Annotated in this window: 25 protein-coding genes and 1 tRNA gene; 6 read left to right on the top strand and 20 right to left on the bottom strand. The window is 65.9% G+C overall.

The features are described 5' to 3' along the window. Positions 1 to 20: 20 nt before the first annotated feature. The 18 genes from nuoI to ACEOAB_RS08870 all read right to left on the bottom strand — a co-directional run bounded on the left by nuoI (position 21) and on the right by ACEOAB_RS08870 (position 17553). Positions 21 to 566, bottom strand: a complete 546-nt coding sequence (gene nuoI / locus ACEOAB_RS08955; RefSeq protein WP_007837743.1) for an NADH-quinone oxidoreductase subunit NuoI — start codon at positions 564 to 566, stop codon at positions 21 to 23. A 17-nt stretch (positions 567 to 583) separates the two neighbouring features. Next, positions 584 to 1660: an NADH-quinone oxidoreductase subunit NuoH gene (gene nuoH, locus ACEOAB_RS08950; protein WP_056596280.1), complete on the bottom strand. Its 1077-nt coding sequence runs from the start codon at positions 1658 to 1660 to the stop codon at positions 584 to 586. Beyond that, the gene (gene nuoG, locus ACEOAB_RS08945; RefSeq protein WP_413748319.1) at positions 1657 to 3819 is read right to left on the bottom strand and encodes an NADH-quinone oxidoreductase subunit NuoG; all 2163 of its coding nucleotides are present in this window, start codon (positions 3817 to 3819) and stop codon (positions 1657 to 1659) included. Before nuoG ends, nuoH begins: the two co-directional genes overlap by 4 nt. Positions 3820 to 3895: 76 nt before the next feature. After that, entirely contained in the window at positions 3896 to 5236 is a 1341-nt protein-coding gene (gene nuoF / locus ACEOAB_RS08940; RefSeq protein WP_056596285.1) for an NADH-quinone oxidoreductase subunit NuoF, read from the bottom strand. Beyond that, positions 5236 to 5778, bottom strand: a complete 543-nt coding sequence (locus ACEOAB_RS08935; RefSeq protein ID WP_413748320.1) for an NADH-quinone oxidoreductase subunit NuoE family protein — start codon at positions 5776 to 5778, stop codon at positions 5236 to 5238. The genes nuoF and ACEOAB_RS08935 overlap by 1 nt, the downstream gene beginning before the upstream one ends. 10 nt (positions 5779 to 5788) lie before the next feature. Then, positions 5789 to 7042 carry an NADH-quinone oxidoreductase subunit D gene (locus tag ACEOAB_RS08930; RefSeq protein WP_056596291.1) on the bottom strand — a complete coding sequence of 418 codons (1254 nt, stop codon included), beginning with the start codon at positions 7040 to 7042 and terminating at the stop codon, positions 5789 to 5791. A 1-nt stretch (position 7043) separates the two neighbouring features. Further along, positions 7044 to 7655: an NADH-quinone oxidoreductase subunit C gene (locus ACEOAB_RS08925; RefSeq protein WP_007837755.1), complete on the bottom strand. Its 612-nt coding sequence runs from the start codon at positions 7653 to 7655 to the stop codon at positions 7044 to 7046. A gap of 13 nt (positions 7656 to 7668) precedes the next feature. Continuing rightward, a complete protein-coding gene (locus ACEOAB_RS08920; protein WP_007837763.1) occupies positions 7669 to 8148 on the bottom strand; it encodes a NuoB/complex I 20 kDa subunit family protein in 480 nt (159 codons plus the stop codon). Positions 8149 to 8163: 15 nt separating this feature from the next. After that, on the bottom strand, positions 8164 to 8523 hold the full coding sequence (locus tag ACEOAB_RS08915; RefSeq protein WP_042674206.1) for an NADH-quinone oxidoreductase subunit A: 360 nt from the start codon (positions 8521 to 8523) through the stop codon (positions 8164 to 8166). A 67-nt stretch (positions 8524 to 8590) separates the two neighbouring features. After that, positions 8591 to 8675 (bottom strand) — tRNA-Leu (locus tag ACEOAB_RS08910). A gap of 119 nt (positions 8676 to 8794) precedes the next feature. Then, a complete protein-coding gene (gene secG / locus ACEOAB_RS08905; protein ID WP_413748321.1) occupies positions 8795 to 9196 on the bottom strand; it encodes a preprotein translocase subunit SecG in 402 nt (133 codons plus the stop codon). A gap of 36 nt (positions 9197 to 9232) precedes the next feature. Then, on the bottom strand, positions 9233 to 9997 hold the full coding sequence (gene tpiA / locus ACEOAB_RS08900; protein ID WP_413748322.1) for a triose-phosphate isomerase: 765 nt from the start codon (positions 9995 to 9997) through the stop codon (positions 9233 to 9235). Positions 9998 to 10010: 13 nt separating this feature from the next. Then, a complete protein-coding gene (locus tag ACEOAB_RS08895; RefSeq protein WP_413748323.1) occupies positions 10011 to 11009 on the bottom strand; it encodes an NAD(P)H-quinone oxidoreductase in 999 nt (332 codons plus the stop codon). A gap of 89 nt (positions 11010 to 11098) precedes the next feature. Further along, on the bottom strand, positions 11099 to 13399 hold the full coding sequence (gene pnp / locus ACEOAB_RS08890) for a polyribonucleotide nucleotidyltransferase (RefSeq protein ID WP_413748324.1): 2301 nt from the start codon (positions 13397 to 13399) through the stop codon (positions 11099 to 11101). Positions 13400 to 13604: 205 nt separating this feature from the next. Then, positions 13605 to 13871, bottom strand: coding sequence for a 30S ribosomal protein S15 (rpsO, locus tag ACEOAB_RS08885; protein WP_007837783.1), 267 nt, complete (start codon positions 13869 to 13871; stop codon positions 13605 to 13607). 186 nt (positions 13872 to 14057) lie between these two features. Then, positions 14058 to 14981: a DMT family transporter gene (locus tag ACEOAB_RS08880; protein ID WP_495653617.1), complete on the bottom strand. Its 924-nt coding sequence runs from the start codon at positions 14979 to 14981 to the stop codon at positions 14058 to 14060. Positions 14982 to 15063: 82 nt separating this feature from the next. Further along, positions 15064 to 16236 carry a pyridoxal phosphate-dependent aminotransferase gene (locus ACEOAB_RS08875; protein ID WP_413748326.1) on the bottom strand — a complete coding sequence of 391 codons (1173 nt, stop codon included), beginning with the start codon at positions 16234 to 16236 and terminating at the stop codon, positions 15064 to 15066. Between the two features lie 18 nt (positions 16237 to 16254). Next, positions 16255 to 17553 (bottom strand): branched-chain amino acid ABC transporter substrate-binding protein, encoded by a 1299-nt coding sequence (locus ACEOAB_RS08870; protein WP_413748327.1) that lies wholly within the window; start codon positions 17551 to 17553, stop codon positions 16255 to 16257. A gap of 123 nt (positions 17554 to 17676) precedes the next feature. Between ACEOAB_RS08870 and ACEOAB_RS08865 the strand changes: the two genes are divergently transcribed. Beyond that, complete coding sequence (locus tag ACEOAB_RS08865; protein ID WP_056596568.1) at positions 17677 to 18048, top strand: Hsp20/alpha crystallin family protein; 372 nt, start codon at positions 17677 to 17679, stop codon at positions 18046 to 18048. Positions 18049 to 18236: 188 nt separating this feature from the next. Further along, complete coding sequence (locus ACEOAB_RS08860; protein ID WP_413748328.1) at positions 18237 to 18992, top strand: alpha/beta hydrolase-fold protein; 756 nt, start codon at positions 18237 to 18239, stop codon at positions 18990 to 18992. Here the strand turns inward: ACEOAB_RS08860 and tsaD are convergent. Then, positions 18928 to 19989 (bottom strand): tRNA (adenosine(37)-N6)-threonylcarbamoyltransferase complex transferase subunit TsaD, encoded by a 1062-nt coding sequence (gene tsaD, locus ACEOAB_RS08855; RefSeq protein ID WP_413748329.1) that lies wholly within the window; start codon positions 19987 to 19989, stop codon positions 18928 to 18930. The genes ACEOAB_RS08860 and tsaD overlap by 65 nt on opposite strands. Positions 19990 to 20091: 102 nt before the next feature. Between tsaD and ACEOAB_RS08850 the strand changes: the two genes are divergently transcribed. The 4 genes from ACEOAB_RS08850 to ACEOAB_RS08835 all read left to right on the top strand — a co-directional run bounded on the left by ACEOAB_RS08850 (position 20092) and on the right by ACEOAB_RS08835 (position 24691). Next, the gene (locus ACEOAB_RS08850) at positions 20092 to 21354 is read left to right on the top strand and encodes a nitrate regulatory protein (protein WP_056596323.1); all 1263 of its coding nucleotides are present in this window, start codon (positions 20092 to 20094) and stop codon (positions 21352 to 21354) included. A 337-nt stretch (positions 21355 to 21691) separates the two neighbouring features. After that, complete coding sequence (locus tag ACEOAB_RS08845; RefSeq protein ID WP_413748330.1) at positions 21692 to 22936, top strand: CmpA/NrtA family ABC transporter substrate-binding protein; 1245 nt, start codon at positions 21692 to 21694, stop codon at positions 22934 to 22936. Positions 22937 to 22946: 10 nt separating this feature from the next. Then, on the top strand, positions 22947 to 23885 hold the full coding sequence (gene ntrB / locus ACEOAB_RS08840; RefSeq protein ID WP_495653616.1) for a nitrate ABC transporter permease: 939 nt from the start codon (positions 22947 to 22949) through the stop codon (positions 23883 to 23885). Beyond that, positions 23882 to 24691 (top strand): ABC transporter ATP-binding protein, encoded by an 810-nt coding sequence (locus ACEOAB_RS08835; protein WP_413748332.1) that lies wholly within the window; start codon positions 23882 to 23884, stop codon positions 24689 to 24691. Before ntrB ends, ACEOAB_RS08835 begins: the two co-directional genes overlap by 4 nt. Positions 24692 to 24839: 148 nt before the next feature. Here the strand turns inward: ACEOAB_RS08835 and ACEOAB_RS08830 are convergent, their stop codons facing one another. Further along, positions 24840 to 26117: an ANTAR domain-containing response regulator gene (locus ACEOAB_RS08830; protein ID WP_495653615.1), complete on the bottom strand. Its 1278-nt coding sequence runs from the start codon at positions 26115 to 26117 to the stop codon at positions 24840 to 24842. Positions 26118 to 26339: the final 222 nt, after the last annotated feature.

Genomic DNA, 26339 nt, shown 5'->3' with positions numbered 1-26339 from the left:
ATGGGTTCGGGCTGGTCGGATCAGCGGTACTTGGCGTCGGCCGCCTTGTTCGCTGCAATTTCTTTTTCGTAGCGGTCGCCCACGGCCAGCAGCATGTCCTTGGTGAAGTACAGGTCGCCGCGCTTTTCGCCGTGGTATTCGAAGATGTGCGTCTCGACGATCGAGTCGACCGGGCAGCTCTCTTCGCAGAAGCCGCAGAAGATGCACTTGGTCAGGTCGATGTCATAGCGCGTGGTGCGGCGCGAGCCGTCGTCGCGCACATCCGATTCGATGGTGATGGCCAGCGCCGGGCAGACGGCTTCGCAGAGCTTGCAGGCGATGCAGCGCTCTTCGCCATTCTCATAGCGGCGCAGCGCGTGCAGGCCGCGGAAACGCGGCGACAGCGGCGTCTTCTCCTCGGGGAACTGCACCGTGATCTTGCGGGCGAAGGCGTACTTGCCGGTGATGGCCAGGCCCTTGAACAATTCGAACAGCATGAAGCTGCTCAGGAAGTCCTTGAGCGAAAAAGGCGCAGACGCGAGTTTGGAAGGGCGCGCCAGCGCGCCGGCGGTGTGCGAAGCAGTCATGATGTTGGCGCTTCCTGTTATTTCCAGATGTTGAACGGCGTCTGCATCCAGCCACCGACCACGACCAGCCACACGAGAGTGACGGGAATGAAGATCTTCCAGCCCAGACGCATGATCTGGTCATAGCGGAAGCGCGGGAACGTCGAGCGCACCCACAGGAACATGGTGACCACGCAGAAGGTCTTGGCGCCGAGCCAGATCCAGCCCGGGATGAAGCTCAGGAACTCGAACGGCGGCAGCCATCCGCCGAGGAACAGCACCACGGTCAGGATCGAGACGAGCCACATGTTGGCGTACTCGGCCAGGAAGAACATCGCGAAGCTCATGCCCGAGTACTCGATCATGTGGCCGGCCACGATTTCGGACTCGCCTTCCACCACGTCGAACGGGTGGCGGTTGGTTTCGGCGAGTCCCGAGATGAAGTAGACGACGAAGATCGGCAGCAGCGGCAGCCAGTTCCACGACAGCAAGCCCACGCCCATGTTGGCGAACATGCCCTTGCCCTGGACGTTCACGATCTCGCTCATGTTCAGGCTGCCCGTGACCATCAGCACCACGACGAAGCAGAAGCCCATCGCGATTTCGTAGCTCACCATCTGTGCCGAGGCGCGCAGCGCGCCCAGGAAGGCGTACTTCGAGTTCGAAGCCCAGCCGGCGATGATCACGCCGTACACCTCGAGCGAGGTGATGGCCATCACGAACAGCAGGCCGGCGTTGATGTTGGCCAGCGCCACGTCGGGACCGAAGGGAATCACGGCCCATGCGGCCAGCGCCGGCATGATGGTCATGATCGGGCCCAGCAGGAACAGGCCCTTGTTGGCGACCGTCGGAAGAATGATTTCCTTGGTCATCAGCTTGAGCGCGTCGGCGATCGGCTGGAGCAGGCCCAGCGGCCCGATGCGGTTCGGGCCGATGCGGATCTGCGTGAAGCCGATGGCCTTGCGTTCCCATAGCGTGAGATACGCCACGGCACCCATCAGCGGGAGGACGACCACGATGATCTTGATCAGCGTCCAGATCACGGGCCAGACCACGGCGGTCCACCAGCCTGCGGCGACCAGCCCCTGGCCGAAGCCATGAATTGCGTCGATCATGCCAGTGCCTCCTCGGCACGTGCCGGTGCGGCCGATGCATTGCGCGCATCAGCGGTCAGTTGCAGCGATGGCGCGCGGCGCACGATCGAATCCAGTTGGTAGATGCTCGCGACCACGGGCGCGGCAGCCGCTCCGCCGGAGGCGACGGCCTTCGCGGACGTGGCGTTGCTCAGCGCATTCGCCGGCACCGCGCCCTTGTCACCGATGGTGGCCAGCACCTCGGCGGTCGATTCGAACGCGAAGCCCGGCAGGCCCAGCAGGTTGGCCAGCACGCGCAGCACCTTCCATGCCGGACGCGTTTCGCCTTGCGGCTTCACGACGGCATGGAACCCTTGCAGGCGGCCTTCGGCATTGACGAAGGTGCCCGGGGTCTCGGTGAACGGTGCGATGGGCAACAGCACGTCGCTGAACTCGAGATTGGCCTTGAAGGGGCTCAGCGTGACGACCATCTGCGCATTGCCGATGACATCGGCCGCGGCGGCGCCGACTGCCGAATCGAACACCGGCTCGGTGTTCAGCAGCATCACGGCCTTCAAGCCGGAGCCTGCGGCGAGCATGCGGCCGGCATCGAGGCCGCCGTTCTTCGGGAACGCGCCGACGATCTGCGCGCCCACGGTGTTGGCGGCCTCGGTCAGGTAGCCGACGGTGGCGCCGGTTTGCGCCCCGATCCAGTTCGCCAGGGCCAGCAGGCTGCTGGCTTGAGCGTGATGGGCGGCGGCGTTGCCGAGCAGGATGGCCTTGCGTTCGCCACTCAGCAGCGAGGCTGCGATGGCCTTGGCGGCGGCATCGGGTGCGTTCTTCGGTGCCAGTGGCGCGGCTGCGCCGTTGGTTTCACCGACCGCAGCGGCCACGGCGGCCAGCGCTTCGACCCACTGGTCGGCTTCGACGATGGACGATTGCGCCACGTCGATGGCCCAGGCGTCGCGGGCGGCCATCAGGCTCGCCGAGGTGATCACCGACAGCGCGGCGCCCTTGCGCACGGCCTGGCGGATGCGCTGCGCGAACAGCGGATGTTCCTTGCGCAGGTTCGAACCGACGACCAGAGCGCGCTGCACTTGCGTGAGCGATGCGATCGAGGTGCCGAGCCAGCGCACGCCCTCGAACGCCGTGAATTCGGCGTTGCGCAGGCGGTAGTCGATGTTGTCGCTACCCAGTTCACGCGTGAGCATGGCGGCGAGCTGCAGCTCTTCGAGCGTGCTGTGCGGGCTGACCAGCGTGCCGATGCTTTGCGCACCGTGGTCGGCCTTGATCTGCTTGAGGCCGTTGGCGACGTACTCGAGCGCCGTCTGCCAGTCGACCTGCTGCCATTGACCGCCCTGCTTCAGCATGGGCTGCGTCAGGCGCTCGGGGCCGTTGAGCGCTTCGTACGAGAAGCGGTCGCGGTCGGCGATCCAGCATTCGTTGACGTCCTCGTTCTCGAGCGGCACCACGCGCATCACGCGGTTGTTCTTGACCTGGACGATCAGGTTCGCACCGGTGGAATCGTGCGGGCTCACCGACTTGCGGCGCGACAGCTCCCAGGTGCGGGCGCTGTAGCGGAACGGCTTGCTCGTGAGCGCTCCGACCGGGCAGATGTCGATCATGTTGCCCGACAGTTCGGAATCGACCGAGTCGCCGAGGAAGGTTTCGATTTCGGAGTGCTCGCCGCGGTGCGACATGCCGAGCTCCATCACGCCGGCCACTTCCTGGCCGAAACGGACACAGCGCGTGCAGTGGATGCAGCGGCTCATTTCTTCCATGCTGATCAGCGGGCCGACATCCTTGTGGAACACGACGCGCTTTTCTTCCTCGTAGCGCGAGGAAGAACCGCCGTAGCCCACCGCCAAATCTTGCAGCTGGCATTCGCCGCCCTGGTCGCAGATCGGGCAATCCAGCGGGTGATTGATCAGGAGGAACTCCATGACCGACTGCTGCGCCTTGATGGCCTTTTCGCTCTTGGTGCGAACGATCATGCCCTGCGTGACGGGCGTGGCGCAGGCCGGCATCGGCTTGGGCGCCTTTTCCACGTCGACCAGGCACATGCGGCAGTTGGCCGCGATGCTGAGTTTCTTGTGATAGCAGAAGTGCGGGATGTACGTGCCCGCCTTGTCGGCCGCATGCATCACCATGCTGCCTTCGGTCACTTCGACCTTCTTGCCGTCGAGTTCGATTTCGATCATGAGTATGTTTCTTCTCGCGCCAACAGACAGCCTCCGCCTTCGGCTGCGGTATTCACCTTGGGAGCGGCCCGGCGGTTCATGCCTTGACGGGCTCCGTCGGGACGTGGCCTGGAATCAGGGCCTCGAACTCATGGCGGAAGTGCTTGATCATGGCACGCACGGGCATGGCCGCCGCATCGCCGAGCGCACAGATGGTGCGGCCCATGATGTCGCCGGCAACGGAGTCCAGCAGTTGCATGTCGCTGGGCTTGCCCTGACCGTTATGGATGCGGTCTACCACGCGGTAGAGCCAGCCGGTGCCTTCACGGCACGGCGTGCACTGGCCACAGGACTCGTGCATGTAGAAGTACGAGAGGCGCTTGAGCGACTCGACCATCGAGCGGCTGTCGTCCATGACGATCACCGCGCCCGAGCCCAGCATGGAGCCGGCCTTGGCGATGGAGTCGTAGTCCATGGTGCAGGCCATCATGATGTCGGCCGGCAGCACCGGCGACGACGAGCCACCGGGGATCACCGCCTTGAGCGTGCGGCCCTTGCGCACGCCGCCGGCCAGTTCGAGCAGCTTGGAGAACGGCGTGCCCATGGGCACTTCGTAGTTGCCGGGCAGCTCGACGTCGCCGCTGACCGAATAGATCTTGGTGCCGCCATTGTTCGGCTTGCCGCATTCGAGGTAGGCCGGACCGCCGTTGTTGATGATCCAGGGCACCGCCGCGAAGGTCTCGGTGTTGTTGATGGTGGTCGGCTTGCCGTACAGGCCAAAGCTCGCCGGGAACGGCGGCTTGAAGCGCGGCTGGCCCTTCTTGCCTTCGAGCGATTCGAGCAGCGCGGTTTCCTCGCCGCAGATGTAGGCGCCGAAACCGTGGGCGGCGTGCAACTGGAAGTTGTACGTGCTGCCCATGATCTTGTCGCCGAGGTAGCCCGCGGCACGCGCTTCTTCGAGGGCTTCCTCGAAGCGGTCGTAGCTCTGGAAGATCTCGCCGTGGATGTAGTTGTAGCCCACGCTGATGCCCATCGCATACGCGGCGATGGCCATGCCTTCGATCACGATGTGCGGGTTGAACTGCAGGATGTCGCGGTCCTTGCAGGTGCCGGGCTCGCCTTCGTCCGAATTGCAGACGAGGTACTTCTGGCCCGGAAACTGGCGGGGCATGAAGCTCCACTTCAGGCCGGTCGGAAAACCCGCGCCGCCACGGCCGCGCAGGCCCGAGGCCTTCACCTCGGCGATCACTTGGTCGGGCGTGAGGCCCTCGGTGAGGATCTTGCGCAGCGCCTTGTAGCCGCCGCGCGCCTCGTAGTCGGCCAGGCGCCAGTTGGTGCCATTCAGGCCGGCATAGATCTGCGGCTCGATGTGGCGGTCGTGGAAACAGGTCTGGACGCCCGTGGCCTGGAACTGCTGGAGAACTTGTTCGGGCGACATCAGGCGGCCTCCCCTTTCACGGAGCCACGCAGGCCCTCGATGAGCTGGTCGAGCTTGTCGTTGCTCATGAAGCTGCACATGGTGCGGTCGTTGACCAGCATCACGGGCGAATCGGCACAAGCGCCCAGGCATTCGCTCTGCTGCAGCGTGAACACGCCGTCGGCCGTGGTCTCGCCCATCTTGATGCCGAGCTTCTTCTCGAGGTGCACGAGGGCCGTGACGCCGTCACGCAGCTGGCAAGGCAGGTTGGTGCACACGTTGAGCTTGAACTTGCCCACCGGATGCTGGTTGTACATGTTGTAGAAGGTCGTCACTTCATGCACGGCGATGGGCGCCATGCCGAGGTACTCGGCAATCTCGCGCTCGCGCTGCAGGCTGACGTAGCCCTCGTCCTGCTGGACGATGGCGAGGCAGGCCATCACGGCGGATTGCTTGCCCGCTTCGGGGTACTTGGCGACCTCTCGCGCAAAGCGCTCGAGGATCTCGTCCTTCAACGGGGCCGAAGGGGCCGCGTCAAGGTGATGGGTTGAGGAAGTCGTCATTCGCTCTTTCTCACCTGTCGATTTCACCGAACACGATGTCCATCGTGCCGATCACCGCGACAGCGTCGGCGATCATGTGGCCGCGCGACATTTCGTCGAGGGCGGCGAGGTGCGGGAAACCAGGGGCGCGGATCTTCAGGCGGTACGGCTTGTTGGCGCCGTCGCTCACGAGATAGATGCCGAACTCGCCCTTCGGATGCTCGACGGCGGCATACGCTTCGCCTTCGGGCACATGGAAGCCTTCGGTGAAGAGCTTGAAATGGTGGATCAGCTCCTCCATGTTCGCCTTCATCGATTCGCGCGCGGGCGCGGCAACCTTGTGGTTGTCGGTGATCACCGGGCCGGGGTTGGCGCGCAGCCATGCCGAGCACTGCTGGATGATCTTGTTGGCCTGGCGCATTTCTTCCACGCGCACGAGGTAACGGTCGTAGCAGTCGCCAGTCTTGCCCACGGGCACGTCGAACTGCATCTGGCCGTAGACGTCGTAAGGCTGCTTCTTGCGCAGGTCCCATTCGACGCCCGAGCCACGCAGCATCGGGCCGGTGAAGCCGAGGTTCAGCGCGCGCTCCGGCGTGACCACGCCGATGCCCACGGTGCGCTGCTTCCAGATGCGGTTGTCGGTGAGCAGCGTCTCGTACTCGTCGACCATCTTCGGGAAGCGCTTGCAGAAAGCGTCGACGAAGTCGAGCAGCGACCCTTGGCGATCTTCGTTCAAGCGCTCGATGGCCTTCGCGTTCTTGATCTTGCTGACCTTGTACTGTGGCATCGCGTCCGGCAGGTCGCGATAGACACCGCCCGGACGGAAGTACGCCGCGTGCATGCGCGCGCCGGACACGGCCTCGTACATGTCGAACAGGTCTTCACGCTCGCGGAAGCAGTAGATGAGCATGTTCATCGCACCGCAGTCGAGACCGTGCGCGCCGAGCCACAGCAGGTGGTTCAGCAGGCGGGTGATCTCGGCAAACATCACGCGGATGTACTGCGCGCGGATCGGCACATCGAGGCCCATCATCCGCTCGATGGCGAGGCAGTAGGCGTGCTCGTTGGACATCATCGACACGTAGTCGAGACGGTCCATGTAAGGCAGCGACTGGATGAAGGTGCGCGACTCGGCGAGCTTCTCGGTGGCGCGGTGAAGCAGGCCGATATGCGGGTCGGCGCGCTGGATCACTTCGCCGTCGAGCTCGAGCACCAGGCGCAGCACGCCGTGCGCGGCCGGATGCTGGGGGCCGAAGTTGAGGGTGTAGTTCTTGATTTCGGCCATATCAGTGCAAACCGCCGCCGTAGTTGTCTTCGCGGATCACGCGCGGCGTGATTTCCCGCGGCTCGATCGATACCGGCTGGTAGACCACGCGCTTCTGCTCTTCGTCGTAACGCATCTCGACGTGACCCGACACCGGGAAGTCCTTGCGGAACGGGTGGCCGATGAAGCCGTAGTCGGTCAGGATGCGGCGCAGGTCGTCGTGGCCATCGAACACGATGCCGTACAGGTCGAAGGCTTCGCGCTCGAACCAGGTGGCGGCGCTCCAGACGGGCTGGAGCGAGTCGACCACGGGCAGGTCTTCGCTCGGCGCAAACACCTTGAGGCGCACGCGCTGGTTGAGGCTCACCGACAGCAGGTGCGTGACGACGCCATAGCGCTCGCCCTGCCACTCGCCTTCGCGGTAGTCGGAATAGTCCATGCCGCAGAGGTCGATCAATTGCTCGAAGCGGCAGCCGGGCGCGTCGCGCAGCAGCAAGGCGGCTTCAATGTAATCGGCGGCACCGACCACCACGGTCACCTCTTCCAGGGCAAGCGTCACGCTCCTGGCCTTGGCGCCAAGCGTCTCGGCGATGGTGGCGCGCAGCACCTCCGGCGAAATTGCAAAGTCAGTCATCGTCGGCAATCTCTCAGGCGCGGGCAATGGTGTTGGTGCGGCGAATCTTCTGCTGCAACTGGATCACGCCGTAGAGCAATGCTTCGGCGGTGGGCGGGCAACCCGGAACGTACACATCGACGGGCACGATGCGGTCGCAGCCGCGCACGACCGAATAGCTGTAGTGGTAGTAGCCACCGCCATTCGCGCACGAACCCATCGACAGCACCCAGCGCGGCTCGGGCATCTGGTCGTAGACCTTGCGCAGGGCCGGCGCCATCTTGTTGCACAACGTGCCAGCCACGATCATCAGATCGGACTGGCGCGGGCTCGGACGAAACAGCATGCCGAAACGATCGATGTCGTAGCGGGCAGCACCCGCGTGCATCATTTCGACCGCACAGCATGCGAGGCCGAATGTCATCGGCCAGAGAGATCCGGTCTTCGCCCAGTTCACCACCGAGTCGTAGGTGGTGGTGACGAAACCTTCTTTGAGAACGCCTTCAATGGCCATCGTGTGCTTTCCTTGTCATTCCCAGTCGAGCGCGCCCTTTTTCCACTCGTAGGCAAAGCCCACGACGAGGATGGCGAGAAAGATCATCATGGCCCAGAAGCCGATAGCGCCAATCTCCTTGAGCGCGATGGCCCAGGGAAAGAGAAAGGCAATTTCGAGATCGAACAGGATGAAGAGAATCGCGACGAGGTAGTAGCGCACGTCGAACTTCATGCGCGCGTCCTCGAAGGCTTCGAAGCCACACTCGTAGGGAGCATTCTTCGCGGCGTCGGGCCGATTGGGGCCGAGAATGTATCCGATGACCTGAGGGGCGACGCCTACGCCGACTCCGACCAGAATGAACAAAAGGACGGGGAGGTAGGAGTCGAGATTCATCGAGAGTTTTTCACCGCTTGCCACCGGCAAGAAGAACCTCTGGATGAGGTTTTCTGCCGATGAGATTTGGTGCGGTCGGCGAGACTCGAACTCGCACAGCTTTCGCCACTACCCCCTCAAGATAGCGTGTCTACCAATTTCACCACGACCGCGGTTTTTGCTGTTCGGATGGCATGAGGTACCTGCAAGAGGCATTTGGCTTTCCGAACAGATTTAGAGTTTACCCTGAAATGAAGCCATTTCTCACGGGCAACTCATGAAAACGAGTTGATTACTTGCTGGGGATCTGGCCCGCACCCGAAACCGGGGCTGCAGGAGCCGAAGCGGGGGCGCTGGGAGCTGCCGCGCCAGGAATTTCACCAGCCGCACCGGAAGCCGGCGCAGCGGGCGCACCCACCGCGGCGCGCTCCAGAAGACTGCCGCCGCCTGCGGGACGTGCATGGCTGAAATAGGCCAGCAGCAGCGTGCAGGCGAAGAACACGGCAGCAAGCACGGCCGTTGTGCGCGAGAGAAAGTTGGCACTGCCGCTGGCGCCGAACAGGCTGCCGGCACTGCCGCTGCCGAAGGCTGCGCCCATGTCGGCGCCCTTGCCATGCTGGACCAGGATCAGGCCGATCATTGCGAGGGCTGCCAGCATCTGCACGCCGACCAGAAGGTTGAGGACCACGTTCATTCGTTCTTACTCCTAATTGATACAGCCGTTGCGCATTCAGCGCGCAGCGGCAGAAATGATCTGCAGAAAATCGGGCGCCTTGAGCGACGCGCCACCGATAAGGCCGCCGTCGATGTCGGCCTGCGCCAGCAGTTCGGCGGCATTGGCCGCGTTCATGCTGCCGCCATAAAGGATCTGGATGCCCGCGGCATGCTCGCTTGCCGCGTGATGCAGTTGCGCGCGCAGCACGGCATGCACCGCTTGCGCCTGCTCCGGCGTGGCAGTCTTGCCCGTGCCGATGGCCCAGACAGGCTCATACGCCACGACGATCTCGCTGATGCAATGGCCGTTCACGTGAATCACCGCAGCCAGCTGACGCTTGACGACCTCTTCGGTCTGCCCTGCTTCGCGCTGCGCCAGCGTTTCGCCGACACAGACGATCGGCGTGATGCCATTGGCCAATGCCGCAGCGGTTTTCGCCGCGACGGTCTCGTCGGTCTCGCCGTGGTATTGCCGACGCTCCGAGTGACCGACGATCGCATAGCGCACACCGAAATCCTTCAGCATCGCCGCCGATTGCTCGCCGGTGAATGCACCTTGCGGATGCGCCGAAATGTCCTGCGCACCGAGCGCCAGCGACGGCGTACCCGCCAGCAGCGACTGCAGTTGGGCGAAGTACGGCGCGGGCGCGCACAGCGCCACGTCGCACGCGGCCGGGCTTGCGGCCAGGCCTTGCTGCAAGGCCTTCACCAGCGCTTCGTTGGCAGCGAGGCTGCCGTTCATCTTCCAGTTGCCGGCGATCAGTTTCTTCTTGGTTGTCATCGCGTTCTTCCCGTCACCATGTCAGCACGATCTTGCCGATGTGCTGGTTCGATTCCATCAGCGTGTGAGCCTGGGCTGCGCCGCTAGGCTCACCCGCTGCCGCAAAGGTGCTGTAGATCACGGGCTTGATGGCGCCGCTTTCCAGCAGCGGCCACACCTTCTCGCGCAGGGCCTTGGCAATGGCGCCCTTGAAGGCCACCGGCCGCGGCCGCAGCGTCGAGCCGGTGATCGTGAGGCGCCTGCGCAGCACGAGGCCCGCATTGATCTGGCTCTTCACGCCGCCCTGCACCGCGATGATCACGAGCCTGCCGTCTTCGGCCAGGCATTCGATCTCGCGCGCCACGTAGTCGCCTGCGACCATGTCGAGGATCACGTCCACGCCCTTGCCACCGGTGAGCTTCTTCGCCTCTTCGACGAAATCGCTCGTGCGGTAGTTGATGGCGTGGTCGGCCCCCAGCTTCTTGCAGGCTTCGCACTTGTCGTCGCTGCCGGCTGTGACAATCACCGTCGCGCCCAGCGCCTTGGCGATCTGGATCGCCGTGACGCCGATGCCGCTCGAGCCGCCCTGGATCAGCAGCGTCTCGCCTTTTTGCAAACGGCCGCGCTCGAACACGTTGCTCCACACAGTGAAGAAGGTTTCGGGCAGCGACGCCGCATCGACATCGCTCCAACCCTTCGGCACCGGCAGGCATTGCGCCACGGGCGCCACGCACAGCTGGGCATAGCCACCGCCAGCGATCAACGCACAGACACGATCACCAACCTCGAACCCCGCCTCGGCCAACGCCGCGGCATCGCCAGACACGATCTCGCCGGCCACTTCGAGGCCCGGCAGATCGGATGCACCCGGCGGCACCGGATAGTGGCCCATCCGCTGCAGCACGTCGGGCCGGTTGACGCCACTGGCCGCGACGCGAATCAGCAGCTCGCCCTCACCCGCCACCGGATCGGGACGGTCGGCCACGCGCAGCACCTCAGGGGCGCCGTACGAAGTGATTTCAATGGCTTTCATGGTCTTTCGGCCTCCAACGCCCGCAGATGGGGCGAAGCTTGACGTTCAAAAGATTGCAACGGCGGCAATGAACCGCCGTTGCACCCTTCTTACTCCTGAGGCTCGCGCGGGGCCTGCGACTGCTCGCCGGCCGGAGCCTGCTGCTGGTCGTTGAAGCGCGGTGCGCGCTCGCCACGATCGCCGCCGCGGTCACCACCACGGTCGCCACGGTCCGAACGCTCGCGGCGGTCGCCGCCACGGTCGCCGCGATCGCCACGGTCTTCACGCGGCGGGCGCTCGCTGTATTCCATGCCGGCCGGACGCTCGGTCAAGGCCTTCATGGACAGCTTGACGCGGCCCTTTTCGTCGGTTTCCAGAACCTTGACCTTCACGATCTGGCCTTCGCTCAGATAGTCGGTCACCTTCTCGACGCGTTCGTGCGCGATCTGGCTGATGTGCAGCAGGCCGTCCTTGCCGGGCAGCAGGTTGATCAGCGCACCGAAGTCCAGGATCTTGGTGACCGGGCCTTCGTAGACCTTGCCGATTTCGACTTCGGCCGTGATCTGCTCGATGCGCTTCTTGGCCAGCTCAGCCTTTTCCGGATCGGTCGAGGCGATGGTGATGGTGCCGTCTTCGTCGATGTTGATCGTCGTGCCGGTTTCTTCCTGCAGGCCGCGGATGACCGAACCGCCCTTGCCGATCACGTCGCGGATCTTCTCGGGGTTGATCTTCAGCGTGGTCAGGCGCGGTGCGAAGCTGGAGACTTCGGCCTTGGCCTCGCCCATGGCTTCCTGCATTTTGCCCAGGATGTGCATGCGCGCTTCCTTGGCTTGCGCCAGTGCGACCTGCATGATTTCCTTGGTGATGCCCTGGATCTTGATGTCCATCTGCAGCGCGGTGATGCCGTTGGTGGTGCCTGCAACCTTGAAGTCCATGTCGCCCAGGTGGTCCTCGTCGCCCAGGATGTCGGTCAGCACCGCGAAGCGGTTGTCTTCCTTGATCAGGCCCATGGCGATACCGGCCACGTGCGCCTTCATGGGCACGCCGGCGTCCATCATCGACAGGCAGCCGCCGCAGACCGAAGCCATCGACGAGGAGCCGTTCGACTCGGTGATTTCCGACACCACGCGAACCGTGTACGGGAATTCTTCCTTGGTCGGCAGCACGGCGACCAGCGCGCGCTTGGCGAGGCGGCCGTGGCCGATTTCGCGGCGCTTGGTCGAGCCCATGCGGCCCACTTCGCCGGTGGCAAAGGGAGGCATGTTGTAGTGGAACAGGAAGCGGTCTTCGTACTCGCCGGCCAGCGCGTCGATGCGCTGTGCGTCGCGTTCGGTGCCGAGCGTGGTGATGACCAGCGCCTGGGTTTCACCGCGCGTGAACAGGGCCGAACCGTGGGTGCGCGGCAGCACGGAGTTGCGGATCTCGATGGGGCGCACGGTGCGCGTGTCGCGGCCGTCGATGCGGGGCTCGCCCGACAGGATCTGGCTGCGCACGATCTTCGATTCGATGGCGAACAGCAGGTCGTTGACCTTGCCGGCGTCGAAGGGCTCGCCGCTTTCCTTGAGCGTGTTCATCACGCTGGCATTGGCTTCGCGCAGGGCTTGCGTGCGGGCTTGCTTGCTGCGAATCTGATAGACGGCGCGCAGCTTTTCTTCGGCCAGGCCCTTGACCTTGGCAACGAAGGCTTCGTCTTCGGCGGGCGCCTGCCAGTCCCACACCGGCTTGCCGGCGTCGCGCACGAGGTCATGGATCGCGTTGATGGCGATGTTGGCTTGTTCATGGCCGAACACCACGCCACCCAGCATGACTTCTTCGCTGAGCTGCTGCGCTTCGGACTCGACCATGAGCACGGCGGCTTGCGTGCCGGCGACGACGAGGTCCATCTGCGAATCCTTGCGGGCCGTCTGGCCCGGATTCAGCACGTACTGGCCGTTGATGTAGCCCACGCGGGCGGCACCGATCGGGCCGCTGAACGGGATGCCGGAGATGGCGAGCGCAGCGCTCACGCCGATCATGGCGGCGATGTCGGCGTCGACTTCGGGGTTGAGCGACACGGTGTGGATGACCACGTGCACTTCGTTCAGGAAGCCTTCGGGGAACAGCGGGCGGATCGGGCGGTCGATCAGGCGGCTGGTCAGCGTTTCATGTTCGCTGGGCTTGGCTTCGCGCTTGAAGAAGCTGCCGGGGATCTTGCCGGCGGCGTAGGTCTTCTCGATGTAGTCGACGGTCAGCGGGAAGAAATCCTGGCCCGGCTTGGCCGACTTGGAAGCGACAACGGTCGCAAGGATCACGGTGCCGTCGATGTCGACCAGCACGGCGCCATTGGCCTGGCGGGCGACTTCGCCCGTTTCCATGACGACGGTCTTGTCGCCCCATTGGAAGGACTTGGTGACTTTGTTGAAGAGGCTCATGTTTGCTCCTGTTTTAGTAGCGAACCACTCAGGGTTCGCAAGAGGCGGAGGCTGTCTCAGAACACGATGCCATTCCAGCGAAGCTCGGAGGGAACTTCATTGGAATGACACAGCTTCGCTCTGTTTGGCACTCCGAAAGTGGATCGCGAAGTAAAAAACGCCTGAGCTAGCGGACTAACCCAGGCGTTTTTTCATGCGATTCGATTTACTTGCGCAGACCCAGCTTGGCGATCAGCGCGGTGTAGCGGTCGGCGTCCTTGGACTTGAGGTAGTCGAGGAGCTTGCGGCGGCGGCTCACCATGCGCAGCAGGCCGCGACGACCATGGTGGTCCTTGGCGTGCGTCTTGAAGTGGGGGGTGAGCTCGTTGATGCGGGCGGTCAGCAGTGCGACTTGCACTTCCGGGCTGCCGGTATCGTTGGCGGCGCGGGCGTTGTCTTTGACGACTTCGGCCTTGATGGAGGCTGCGATCATGATGATTCCTTGGTTCCTAGATGTTTGACTTGCGGTGAGCGCTGGAACTGCCCTCACCGTGCGCCTTGCGGCATGCAAAGCCTCGGGATTATAGCTCGCCCCCAGGCTACGCGCACTTCGTGTCGCTTCGCCTACCCCCTACCGGGGGCAACACCTGAGGCCCGGCAAAGCCGGTTCCTCGGTGTTTCACGAAGGGGCCGCTGCCGGGTCGAGCCCCTTGCCACTCCTGCCATCGAGCGAAGCCAGGCCTACCGCGCCGAGCACGCAGGCGGCCCCGCCGATCTGCGCCAGGCTGATACTTTCCCCCAGCCAGAAGGCCGCCAGTATCAGTGCTGAAACCGGCAGGAGCGCTGTGAAGAGCGCCGCTTCGGCCCCTTTCAGCCTGGCCGATCCGGCAAACCAGAGGACGAAGCCCAGCACCGTCGGCACCAGCGCGTAGTAGGCGACGCCGAGCAACGCATCGTTCGGCAACGGGTGCTCCCAGGCCCGCTCGAACAGCGCCGGAACCAGCGACAGCAGGAGCCCGAAGGCCGTCATCAGCGTCGACAGCGCCAACGGCCGCACCGGCACCCGAAGCCGCTTGTTGAGCAGGATGAACATCGCCTCACAGACGACCGCGCCCAGTATCAGCAGGTTGCCGGCGAACGCCGCGGCCGATTTGGAGCCCCCTGCGGAGCCTTCGCCCGGCCAGCTGATTGCCAGCACCCCCACCGTTGCCAAGACGATGCTGCCCACCAGATAGCGCCCTGGCCGCTCGCGCAAAGCCAGCACCGCCACCAGCGCCGCAACGGCCGGCAGCGTCCCGGCCACCACGCCTGCGCTGGCGGCCGGCGCCCACCTCACGCCCAGGATCAGCAGCACCGTATAGCCCACGCTGCCCAGCCCTGCCTGGCACAAGAGCAGCACGAGGTCGCGCCGGTCGGGGCGAGGCCAAGGCGTGCGCGTCAGCCGCAGCAGCAGGAGAAACACCGGCAGCGCCATCGCAAACCGCAGCGCGGTCGCGGTGAACGGCGGAAGCCCGCCTGCGATGACCTTGCTGGCCACCACCGTGCTGCCCACCGTGACCATCGCCAGCGCGCACAGCGCCATTCCCTTCAACCGTTCCGACATGCCAGACCTTTCGCTTTCGAGAAAAGTCCGAGCTTCGCGGCCCGGTCGCGTCGCGTATTGAACGAAATTGCAGGCGGCCGGATCAGCCCTTGCGCTGCGGCTGCTCCGCCAGCCAGTTGCGCAGGCGCTCCACGCCCTTCACCAGCCGCTGCGGGTCTTTCGAGGCAAAGCACCAGCGCAGCCATCCCTGCGCCTCGGGCGCGAAGGCATTGCCCGGCGCGAGTCCCAGGCCCGCCTCGGCGACCAGCCGCTTGGCCACTTCGAGCGAATCGCCGAAGCCTTCGAGCCGGAAGAAGGCATACATGCCGCCCTTGGCCGAAGCCACCTGCACGCCCGGCAGCGCCGCCAGCAGCGGCACCAGCGTGTCGCGGCAATGCTTCAGGTGCGCCACCACGCGCGGCGTGATCTCGCTCGTGTGTTCGATGGCGGTGATGGCGGCGCGCTGCGTGAACACGCTGGCGCACGAGGTGTTGAACTCGATCAGCTTGCCGATGCCGTCCACCATTGACGGCGGCAGCACCAGCCAGCCCAGGCGCCAGCCCGTCATCAGGAAGCTCTTCGAGAAGCTGTGCGTGACGACGAGCCGGTCGTCGGGCTTCGAGATGTCGAGGAAGCTCGGCGCGCAGGCATTGGGCGTCGGCTCGTAGTACAGGCGCTCGTACACCTCGTCGGCGAGGATCCACGTGCCGGTCTGGCGGCAGTGGCCGAGCACGGCCTGCTGCTCGTCGCGCGTCATGGTCCAGCCCGTGGGATTGTTCGGTGCGTTGACGATCAGCAGCTTCGTCTTCGAAGTGACCGCCGCACGCAGCGCGGGCAGGTCGAGCGTCCACTGCCCGTTCACCGGCACCAGCGGCAAGGTACGAACGCGCGCGCCCATGATGGCGGGCTGCGCCGTCAGGTTGGGCCACACCGGCGTCACGGCGACCACTTCGTCGCCCGCGTCGACCAGCGCCTGCACCGCGAGCATCAGCGCGCTCACGCCGCCCGAGGTGACGGCGATGCGCGAGGCATCGACCGCCGGATGCAGCCCGCTCGTGTAGCGCGCAATGGCTTCGCGCAGCTCTGGCAGGCCAAGGTTGTGGGCGTAGAAGGTCTCGCCCCGCTGCAGCGAATCGATGGCCGCCTGGCGGATCACCTCGGGCGTGACTTCGTCGCTTTCGCCGAACCAGAAGGCCAGCACGTCGTCGCGGCCCATGCCGGCATTGGCGACTTCGCGGATCTTCGACGCTTCGAGGTTGTGGATGGCTTCACGCATGTCTGGTCGTCCTGCTCTTCATGATTGAGGTTTCTTCATCTTGCACGAGGTCGGCAGCTCGGCGCGTTCGGGGGCGATGGTCTTCACCACTCGGAACCCGTAGCCCGAGCCCTCGACGTCGAACTGCACGCCCGGCTTGCCCTGCCGGTCCATCACGCCGACGACGAGCTGCTGCTGGAACTGATGGTCCGTCGCGCGCATGCGCCCGCGCTGCCCGTACAGGCTCACGTCGGCCTGCTCCAGCGCACGCGCCACCGGCACCGCGTCGGCACTGCCCGCACGCTCGACGGCCTGCACGAGCGCTTCGATCATCAGCTGCAGCCGCATGTGCACATAGTCGTCGGCCGGCTTCGGAAAGCGCGTGCGGAAGGCGCGGTAGAAGGTTTCGGACTGCGCCGTCTGCACGTTGGGCAGCCAGTCGGCCACGGCGATCACGCGGCCGATACCCGCATCGCCGATGGCAGCCGGTGCGCCCAGTGCGTTGCCATAGAAGGTATAGAAAGTGCCGTTGAAGCCCGCCTCGCGCGCCGCCTTCACGAGCAGCGTGAGGTCGTTGCCCCAGTTGCCCGTGACCACGGCCTGCGCGCCGCTCGCGATGATCTTGGTGGCGTAGGGCGCGAAGTCCTTCACCTTGCCCATCGGATGCAGTTCGTCGCCCACGATCTCCACGTCGGGGCGCTGCGCACCGAGCTGCCGGCGCGCCTCGCGCAGCACGGCCTGCCCGAAGCTGTAGTCCTGGCCGATCAGGTAGACGCGCTTGAGCGCGGCATCGTCCTTCACCACGTCCATCAGCGCGGCCACGCGCATGTCGGCGTGCGCGTCGAAGCGGAAGTGCCAGAAGCTGCAACGCTCGTTCGTGAGCGCCGGGTCGACCGCCGCGTAGTTGAGGAAGACCACGCGCCGCGCGGGGTCGCGCTCGTTGTTCTTGTCGATGGCATCGACCAGCGCCGCGGCCGTGGCCGACGAATTGCCCTGCAGCACGATACGCGCGCCGTCGTCCATCGCGGCGCGCAACGCGGAGAGCGCTTCTTCGTTCTGCCCCTTGCTGTCGTAGCGGTCGAGCTGCAATGGCCGCGCGCCACCGGGCAGCTTCACGCCGCCGCGCGCATTCACGCGCTCCACCGCCCACAGCAGGTTGCGGAACACGGCCTCGCCGGTGTTGGCGAACGGGCCGCTCATGCTTTCGATCAGCGCCAGGCGAATGGGTGCGGACGAGGTCGACACGTTGGCCTGCGCCAGCGCGGCGAACGGCCTCGCGCATAGCGCCAGCACCGCGAATTTCAAGGCCTCGCGACGCCAAATAAAGGGGGGATTCATTGTCTTGAAACGCGTGCCGATGCGCCTAGATGAGGTCTCAAGCGGCACTCACGATGGAACGGCCGCGCAGTGTAAGGGACACACATTCCTTGTCCCCATTGTGTTCACTCAGGAGTTCTTCACATGCTTTTCGCCCCCACCCTTCGCACCGCCCGCTTCGCTCCCCGCGCCTATGACCGCGCCTTCGAGCGCTTCGTGAACGATGCCTTCGCCGCCCCCCGCCGCTCCCCGCTGGTGGAACAGGACGACAAGAGCTGGACCCTCTCGCTGGACGTGCCGGGCTTTGCGCGCGAAGACCTCGCGATCAGCATCGAAGGTGCCGTACTGCGCATCGACAGCAAGGCCGAAGCCAAGCGCCAGTTCAAGGCCGCCTACGAGTTGCCGCAGGACATCGACGTGGCCACCAGCGAGGCCAAGCTCGAGAACGGCGTGCTCACGCTGAAGCTCGGCAAATTGGTGCCCGCGAGCCAGGCCGCACAGTTGCAAATCAACTAGTTTGGCCTATGCCCACAAGAAGAAAATGTTGGTAACAGCCTCGTTTTGACTTTAAACGAGCACCTTATTCACAATAGCGCTGAATAACGTCACATGATGTGACGTTTTCTTAGAACTTTCTTCTTCGTGGGCGTCTCGTAGCGCACCGAATTCCCTGCCGGTGCGGTTCGGGTGCCCCAAAAGGCACCATGAAAACGCACCTTCAACCTGCCAATCCCAACGAACAATCCGACACGCTCCTGGTGTTCCTGCCCGGGGCCTACCTGAAGCCCGACGAGTTCGAGCGCGAAGGGTTCATCGCCGCGGTGCGCGAGCGCCATCTGGCGGCCGATGCGCTTCTGGTGGACGCGGATGTTTCCTACTACTACGAGCAGACGCTGAGCGAGCGCCTGCACACCGAGGTCATCGAGCCGCAGCGTGCCAGGGGCTACAAGTCGATCTGGCTCGTGGGCATTTCCATCGGCGGCTTCGGCGCGCTGATCCACGAACTGGCGCGACCGGGCTCGGTGGACGGCATCGTGGCGCTTGCGCCCTACCTCGGGCGCCGGGTGCTCGGCGCGGAGATCAGGAAGGCCGGCGGCCTGCGCGCCTGGCAGGCGCCCACCGGACCGCAGGCCGACGAGGAGCCCGATCGCAAGCTCTGGCCCTTCTTCCAGCAGTACCTGGACGCCAAGCCGTCGAAGAATCTGCCGCCGCTGTACCTGGGCTTCGGGCTGGACGACCGCTTTGCCGGCAACCACAAGCTGCTGGCCGACGCCCTGCCGCCGGGGCGCGTCTTCACGATCGAGGGCGGCCACGACTGGCCGCAGTGGCGCCAGCTGTGGCGCAATGTGCTGGACGTGCTGCCGTTGCCGGCAATCGGCCGCTCGCGGCAGTCGGCTACGCAGTCTCCGGCAGCGGCGCCTCAGCCGACGAGAGCGACGCCATGGGCCATCGCGGCTTGACGTCGAAGGCATAGCGCTCGCTCGCCTGCGACAGCCCCGACTGCAGGCGCATTGCCGCGGCCATGGCGATCATGGCGCCGTTGTCGGTGCACAGGTGCAGCTCGGGGTAGTGCACACGCACCTTGCGCTTTGCACACGCGGCATTCAGCTGTTCTCGCAGATTCCTGTTGGCCCCCACCCCGCCCGCCACCACCAGCCGCTTGAGCCCGGTCTGGTCGAGTGCCGCGAGCGACTTCTTCAGCAGCACCTCGACGATGGCCGCCTGCGTGGACGCCGCCAGGTCGGCCTTGTTCGCTTCGAGCTGGTCGCCGAGCTTCTTGGCCTGCGTGAGCACGGCCGTCTTCAGGCCGGCAAAGGAAAAATCGAGATCGCCGCTGTGCAGCAGCGGCCGCGGCAGCTTGAAGGCCGTTGCGTTTCCGTCTTCGGCCAGCTTCGCGAGCCACGGTCCGCCGGGGTACGGCAAGCCCATGAGCTTGGCGCTCTTGTCGAAGGCCTCGCCGGCCGCGTCGTCGATGGTCTCGCCGAGCAGCTCGTAGCGCCCCACGCCGTCCACCCGCATCAGCTGCGTGTGGCCGCCTGATACCAGCAGCGCGACGAACGGAAACTCCGGCGGATCGGCACTCAGGAACGGCGACAGCAGATGCCCTTCGAGGTGATGCATCCCCAGCACCGGCTTGCCCAGCGCCACGCCGAGCGCGCAGGCCACGCCCGCGCCCACCAGCAGTGCGCCCGCCAGGCCCGGCCCGCGCGTGTAGGCCACCACGTCGATCTCGGCCAGCGAGCGGCCGGCTTCGGCCATGACCGTCTCGGTCAGCGGCAGCACGCGACGGATATGGTCGCGGCTGGCCAGCTCGGGCACCACGCCGCCATAGGCCTGGTGCATGGCGATCTGGCTGTGCAGCGCGTGCGAACGCAGCATCGGCAGCGCGCTGCCGTGCGACTCGACCAGCGCCACGCCGGTTTCATCGCAGGATGATTCGATTCCCAACAAGAGCATGGCGCCGAGTGTAGGCGGCGCCCCGTGCGGCCGCCCGCGAAGGGGCAAACGGCGCCAGCAAGGCACGGATGTTGCAGTGGGAGGGTCAGCGCCCCTCCCACCATGAAATCCGGACTGAGTTTTCTGATCGCCGCCCGCCGTTGCGAGATCGACGAGCTGGACCGGCTCGCCCGCACCAGCGAGCTGGTGGGCGTGATCGGCCGCCTCGTCCATGCGCTGCAGCGCGAGCGGGGCATGTCGAACATGTTCCTCGCCTCGCACGGCGGCCGCTTCGCCGACCAGCGCGGCCCGCAGATCGCCGAATGCACGGCGCTCGAGCAGGAGGTGCGCGCCGGCTTCGACCAGCTCGAAGCCGACGACCACCGCAGCGCAGGAGCCGGCAACAGCGCGCGCCTGTTCAGCCGCATCGCCTGGGTGCTCCCGGGCCTGGACGCCCTGCCTGCCCTGCGCCGCCGCATCGATGCGCTCGAGCTGAAACCGGCGCAGTCCACCGCCGCCTTCGCCAAGCTCGTTGCCGGCCTGCTGTCGGTGGTGTTCGAAGCCGCCGACGGCGCCACCGACCCCGAGATCTCGCGCCTGCTGGTCGCGATGTTCAACTTCATGCAGGGCAAGGAATTTGCCGGCCAGGAGCGCGCCTTCGGTGCCGCCGCGCTGGCGCTGGGCCGCAGCGACGAGGCACAGCGCCTGCAGTGGCTGCACCTGATCGAGTCGCAGGAGCGCTGCTTCCAGGTGTTCACCGATTTCTCCGGCGAGGCCGTGCTCGCGCTCTGGCGCAACAGCCAGCCCGACGCCGAAGTGGCGGAGCTCGAACGCATCCGCCGGCGCGGCGCCACCTCCGCCCCGGCCGACGTGCCGCTGAGCCAGGCCTGGTTCGACTGCTGCACCCGCCGCATCGACGCCATGAAGACCGTGGAAGAGCGCCTGGCCGCAGTCTTGCGCGCACTGTGCGAGCGCAAGACCGCGCAGGCGCGCAGCGAGTTGCAGGACTACCGGCAGCTGCTGGACACGCTGGCCCCGCAGGCCGGCGCCCTGTTCTTCGACGACGCCGACGCGCAGGCCGCCACGCCCGCCCAGTTCGGCCGCCACCTCGAACGCTCGGTGCTCGACATGGTCCAGGAGCAGTCGCACCGCCTGCAGGCCATGAGCGACGAGCTCGAAACCGTGCGCGCCTCGCTCAATGAACGCAAGATCGTCGAGCGCGCCAAGGGCCTGCTGATGGCGCACCGCCGACTCAGCGAGGATGAGGCGCACAAGATGCTGCGCCAGACCGCCATGAACCAGAAGCGGCGGCTGGTCGACGTGGCCGAGTCGATGCTGGCAATGGCCGACTACCTGCCCATGCTCGACCGCGCGCCCCCGCGCTGAAGCGGCCCGGCCGTTCAACTTGGTGCAGTGCACAACAACCGTGCGATCGGCGCTGCGCGGTTCCGATCGGGCGCTCGCCCATGCTGCACCGCTGCATCGAGCTACTTTCCTGATAGCAGCGTGCAGGTCCTGAAGGCTGGCACACCACTTGCAAGCATTTCGTTCACAGGCCCCCAATGGGCCTTCAGGCAGCGGCACCCAACGGCGGGTGCCTCCACCGAACCGGACAAAGGCGTCCCCATCCCGCAAGGGCTCGTTTTCGAGCAGCCCCTGCGCGGTGCGGACGCCTTTTTTGTTTTTGTCTTTTGTTTGTTCGCCTTCAACCGGAGCCCCGCCCATGACCGACCTGCTCACAACCCGCCTCAGCCGACGCCGCGTCCTGCAAGCCGCAGCCATCGGTGCCGTCGGCATCGACCCCGCGCTGCGCGCCGCCGTCTGGGCTCAGGGCTCGGACAAGCCCGAGAAGCAGGAAGTGAAGATCGGCTTCATCCCGCTGACCGATTGCGCCAGCGTGGTGATGGCCTCGGTACTGGGCTTCGACAAGAAGTACGGCGTGAAGATCGTCCCCAGCAAGGAAGCCAGCTGGGCCGGCGTGCGCGACAAGCTGGTCAACGGCGAACTGGACATGGCCCACGTGCTGTACGGCCTCGTCTACGGCGTGCACGTCGGCGCCAGCGGCCCGAAGAAGGACATGGCGGTGCTGATGGGCCTGAACCGCAACGGCCAGGCCATCACGCTGTCGAAGGCGCTTGCGGACAAGGGCGCGGTGGACGCGCCCTCGCTCGCCAAGCTCATGGCCAGGGAAAAGCGCGAGTACACCTTCGCCGGCACCTTCCCCACCAGCACCCACACCATGTGGCTCAACTACTGGCTGGCCTCGGCCGGCATCAGCCCGGTGGCCGACGCCAAGGTGATCGTGGTGCCGCCGCCGCAGATGGTGGCCAACATGCGCGTGGGCAACATGGACGGCTTCTGCGTGGGCGAGCCCTGGGGCCAGCGCGCCATCATCGACAAGATCGGCGTCACCGCCATCACCACGCAGGACATCTGGAAGGACCACCCCGAGAAGGTGCTCGGCACCCGCGCCGACTTCGTCAAGCAGAACCCCAACACCTGCCGCGCCGTGATGATGGCCGTGCTGGAGGCCAGCAAGTGGATCGACGCCAACCTGCAGAACAAGGCGAAGATGGCCGACACGGTCGCCGAGAAGAGCTACATCAACACCAGCGCCGATGCCATCAACCAGCGCATCCTGGGCCGCTACGAGAACGGCATGGGCAAGACCTGGGACGACCCCAACCACATGAAGTTCTTCGACGACGGCGCGGTCAACTTCCCGTACCTGTCCGACGGCATGTGGTTCCTTACGCAGCACAAGCGCTGGGGCATCCTGAAGGAGCACCCCGACTACCTGGCGGTCGCCAAGCAGATCAACCAGATCGACATGTACAAGGACGTGGCTGGCGCCATGAAAGTCAGCGTGCCCAAGGACCCCATGCGCACCAGCAAGCTGATGGACGGCTCGGTCTGGGACGGCAAGGACCCGAAGAAGTACGCCGATTCGTTCAAGATCCACGCATAGGGAGAACACCATGGTCAGCGCCGTCTTTCATTCGCCGCTCGAAGCCTCCCTCCCTCTCCCGCGCGCGGGAGAGGGCCGGGGTGGGGGCCAGCCCCGCGCCGAAGCTGCTCCTCACCCCGCCCCTCTCCCCAGAGGGGAGAAGGAGCAGAAGCCAAGAACACCACTCGACCTGCGCGCCTTCTGGATGCGCGTGCTGCCGCCGCTCGCAGGCTTCGGCCTGCTGCTGCTGATCTGGGAAATCGTGGCCATGAAGAGCACCACCGGTTTCCCGACGCCCGCAGCCACCTGGCAGCAGGCCGTGACCGTGTTCAGCGACCCGTTCTACAGCAAGGGCCCGAACGACCAGGGCGTGGGCTGGAACGTGCTCTCGTCGCTGCAACGCGTTGCGCTGGGCTTCGGCCTTGCGGCGCTGGTCGGCATTCCGGCCGGCTTCGCAATCGGGCGCTTCGAGTTCCTCTCGCGCATGTTCAACCCGCTGATCAGCCTGCTGCGTCCGGTCTCGCCGCTGGCCTGGCTGCCCATCGGCCTGCTGGTGTTCAAGGGCGCCAACCCGGCCGCCATCTGGACGATCTTCATCTGCTCGATCTGGCCGATGGTCATCAACACTGCCGTGGGCGTGCAGCGCGTGCCGAGCGACTACATGAACGTGGCCAAGGTGCTGAACCTCAGCGAATGGAAGATCCTCACGAAGATCCTGTTCCCCGCCGTGCTGCCCTACATGCTCACCGGCGTGCGGCTGGCCGTGGGCACCGCGTGGCTGGTGATCGTGGCGGCCGAGATGCTCACGGGCGGCGTAGGCATCGGCTTCTGGGTGTGGGACGAGTGGAACAACCTCAACGTCGCCAACATCATCATCGCGATCTTCGTGATCGGCATCGTCGGCCTCGTGCTGGAGTTCGCGCTCATCAAGCTCGCCACCGCATTCACGTTCGAAGAGGTGAAGTCATGATCGATGATTCGAAGTACATCGAGATCCACGGCGTCGAGCAGGCGTTCAAGACGCCCAAGGGCCGCTTCGTCGCGCTGCGCGACGTGAACCTGAACGTGGCCAAGGGCGAGTTCATCACGCTCATCGGCCACTCGGGCTGCGGCAAGTCGACACTGCTGAACCTCATCGCCGGGCTCACCACGCCCACCGAAGGTTCGCTGCTGTGCGCCAACAAGGAGATCAAGGGCCCCGGCCCCGAGCGCGCCGTGGTGTTCCAGAACCACTCGCTGCTGCCCTGGCTCACCTGCTTCGAGAACGTGTACCTCGCGGTCGAGCGCGTGTTCGCGGCCACCGAGAACAAGGCGCAACTGCGCGCGCGCACCGACGCAGCGCTGGCGCTGGTCGGTCTCACGCCCGCCGCGCAGAAGCGCCCCGGCGAGATCTCCGGCGGCATGAAGCAGCGCGTGGGCATTGCGCGCGCGCTGTCGATGGAGCCCAAGGTGCTGCTGATGGACGAGCCCTTCGGCGCGCTCGACGCCCTCACGCGCGCCAAGCTGCAGGACGAGCTTCTGGCCATCGTGCAGAAGACGCACAGCACCGTGGTCATGGTCACGCACGACGTGGACGAGGCGGTGCTGCTGAGCGACCGCATCGTGATGCTGACCAACGGTCCGGCCGCCACCATCGGCGATGTGTTGGCGGTGGACATTCCGCGCCCGCGCAACCGCGTCGAGCTGGCCGAAGACCCGGCCTACGTGCACGCGCGCAAGGCCGTGATCGACTTCCTCTACACGCGCCAGGCGCACGTGGAGAAGGCCGCGGCCTGACAGATCGACACAGCGCCCAGGCGCGTCGAGCCATGCCTTCCTTCCAGCAAACACCGCGGAACCGCCTTTGCCGGGCCGCAGGTGTTGCCCCCTGCAAGGGGGTTGGCGTAGCGACACGCAGTGCGCGAAGCCTGGGGGTGTGCCAGGTTCACGACATGATCACCTGGAGGCTGTGCTCGTACGACGCCGTGAGACGCTCGAAGGTGTCGACCAGCGCGTCGCTGGAGCGCACCAGCGTGGCGCGGCCGTCGGCGCTGTCGAGCGCGTGCCCGCCGCCGCCCCGCCGCAGCCAGTCGTCGCGGGCGCTGGGCCGCGCGGGGGGGGTCTCGGGGGTGGTGGGCGGGGCGCGCGCGCGGTCGAGCAAGGCGGCCTCGAACTCGGCCATGGTGGGCATCAGCCGCGCGTCCGCGGCTTTCTCTTTCAGCGTGGCAGCGAGCAGCGCGTCTTTCGCCAGCCGCTGCGCACGCATGCGCTGCCTTCCGCAGATGTTGACGATGCGCAGCGCACGCCGCGCGCCCGAGGCTTCGAGCGCCTCGGTCAGCGCCTCCGCGGCCGAGAGCAGCACTTCGGCGCGCTGGTCGACGTCGGCCAGTCCCGCCGCCGTGGGCCGCGCCGTCAAGGCCGGAGCCAGCCCGCTCCATGCGGCTTGCGCCTGTACGAGTGCCTGCGCGCCGGCCGCATCGAGCCCGAGGGCCGCCAAGTGATCGAGGTTCTGCTGCACCCGCTCGGCGGACTGCGTGCGCAGCACCCGCGCCCGCTGCGCATCGATGCCGCCCAGCAGCTGCGCCGCCACGCGCACCAGCCGCTGCGAGAGCATGCGCAACTGCCCGGCGCGGTTGATCGCGTCGGCCCACTGCGCCGCCTCGATGACCGAACGCGACACTTCGCCGAGCCGCAGGTTGGCGTGCATCGCGGCGCCGCGCAGCAGGCCGAAGGCTTCGTCCTCGCCGATGCCGCGCGCGGACATCAGCAGACCCTTGGCGCGATCGACCCACTTGCGCTCGTCCATGCGGGTGCGCAGGCTCTCCAGTTCGGTGCGCAAGGCGGCCTCTCGCTGCCAGCGGGCCTGGGCGCGAGCGGTCAGCGCGGCGAGCGATGCGGCATCGACGGCATCGCTCTGCATCCACGCCTCCACGCCGAGCTGCACCAGCTCTTCGTGCTGCGCACCGCTCAACAGCTCGCCGACGAAGCTCAGCGCACACGGCGGCACGCCGGACCACGCGCGCAGCGCGTCGAGCAATGCGGGCGTGGGCAGAGGCAGGCAGATCAGGGCCTGGGCCGGCGCCAACGCCTCGACCTGCCGCGCGAAGGTGCCCACATCCGCGCAGCCGACCACATCGAGACCGGCGTCGGACAGCGCCCGTGCAAGCGCCTCGGGCAGCACGGGGCCAGCAGTTTCATCGGGCAGGACAACGAGAAGGGACATCTTGGAAAAGCGGTGTGGGAGCGCACCGCGAGCATAGGCCACGCCCGCGCGAATTCGCAGGCACGCCTCTTGCATGAAACGGACCGCGGTGTAACGAAGCACCGCTTTGGTGAGGCTGCAGGCTCCTGCATCCGGCTCGGCAACGCACATGCCGAGCGCACCCCCACGCCGACAGCGTCCGCTGCCGGCACTCCGTCTCCAACCCCGTCCGTCGACACGGCC

It is taken from the genome of Variovorax sp. Varisp53, assembly GCF_059491555.1.
Note: the sequence above shows the minus strand (reverse complement) of the source record. Positions and strands in the feature narration are given on the sequence as shown.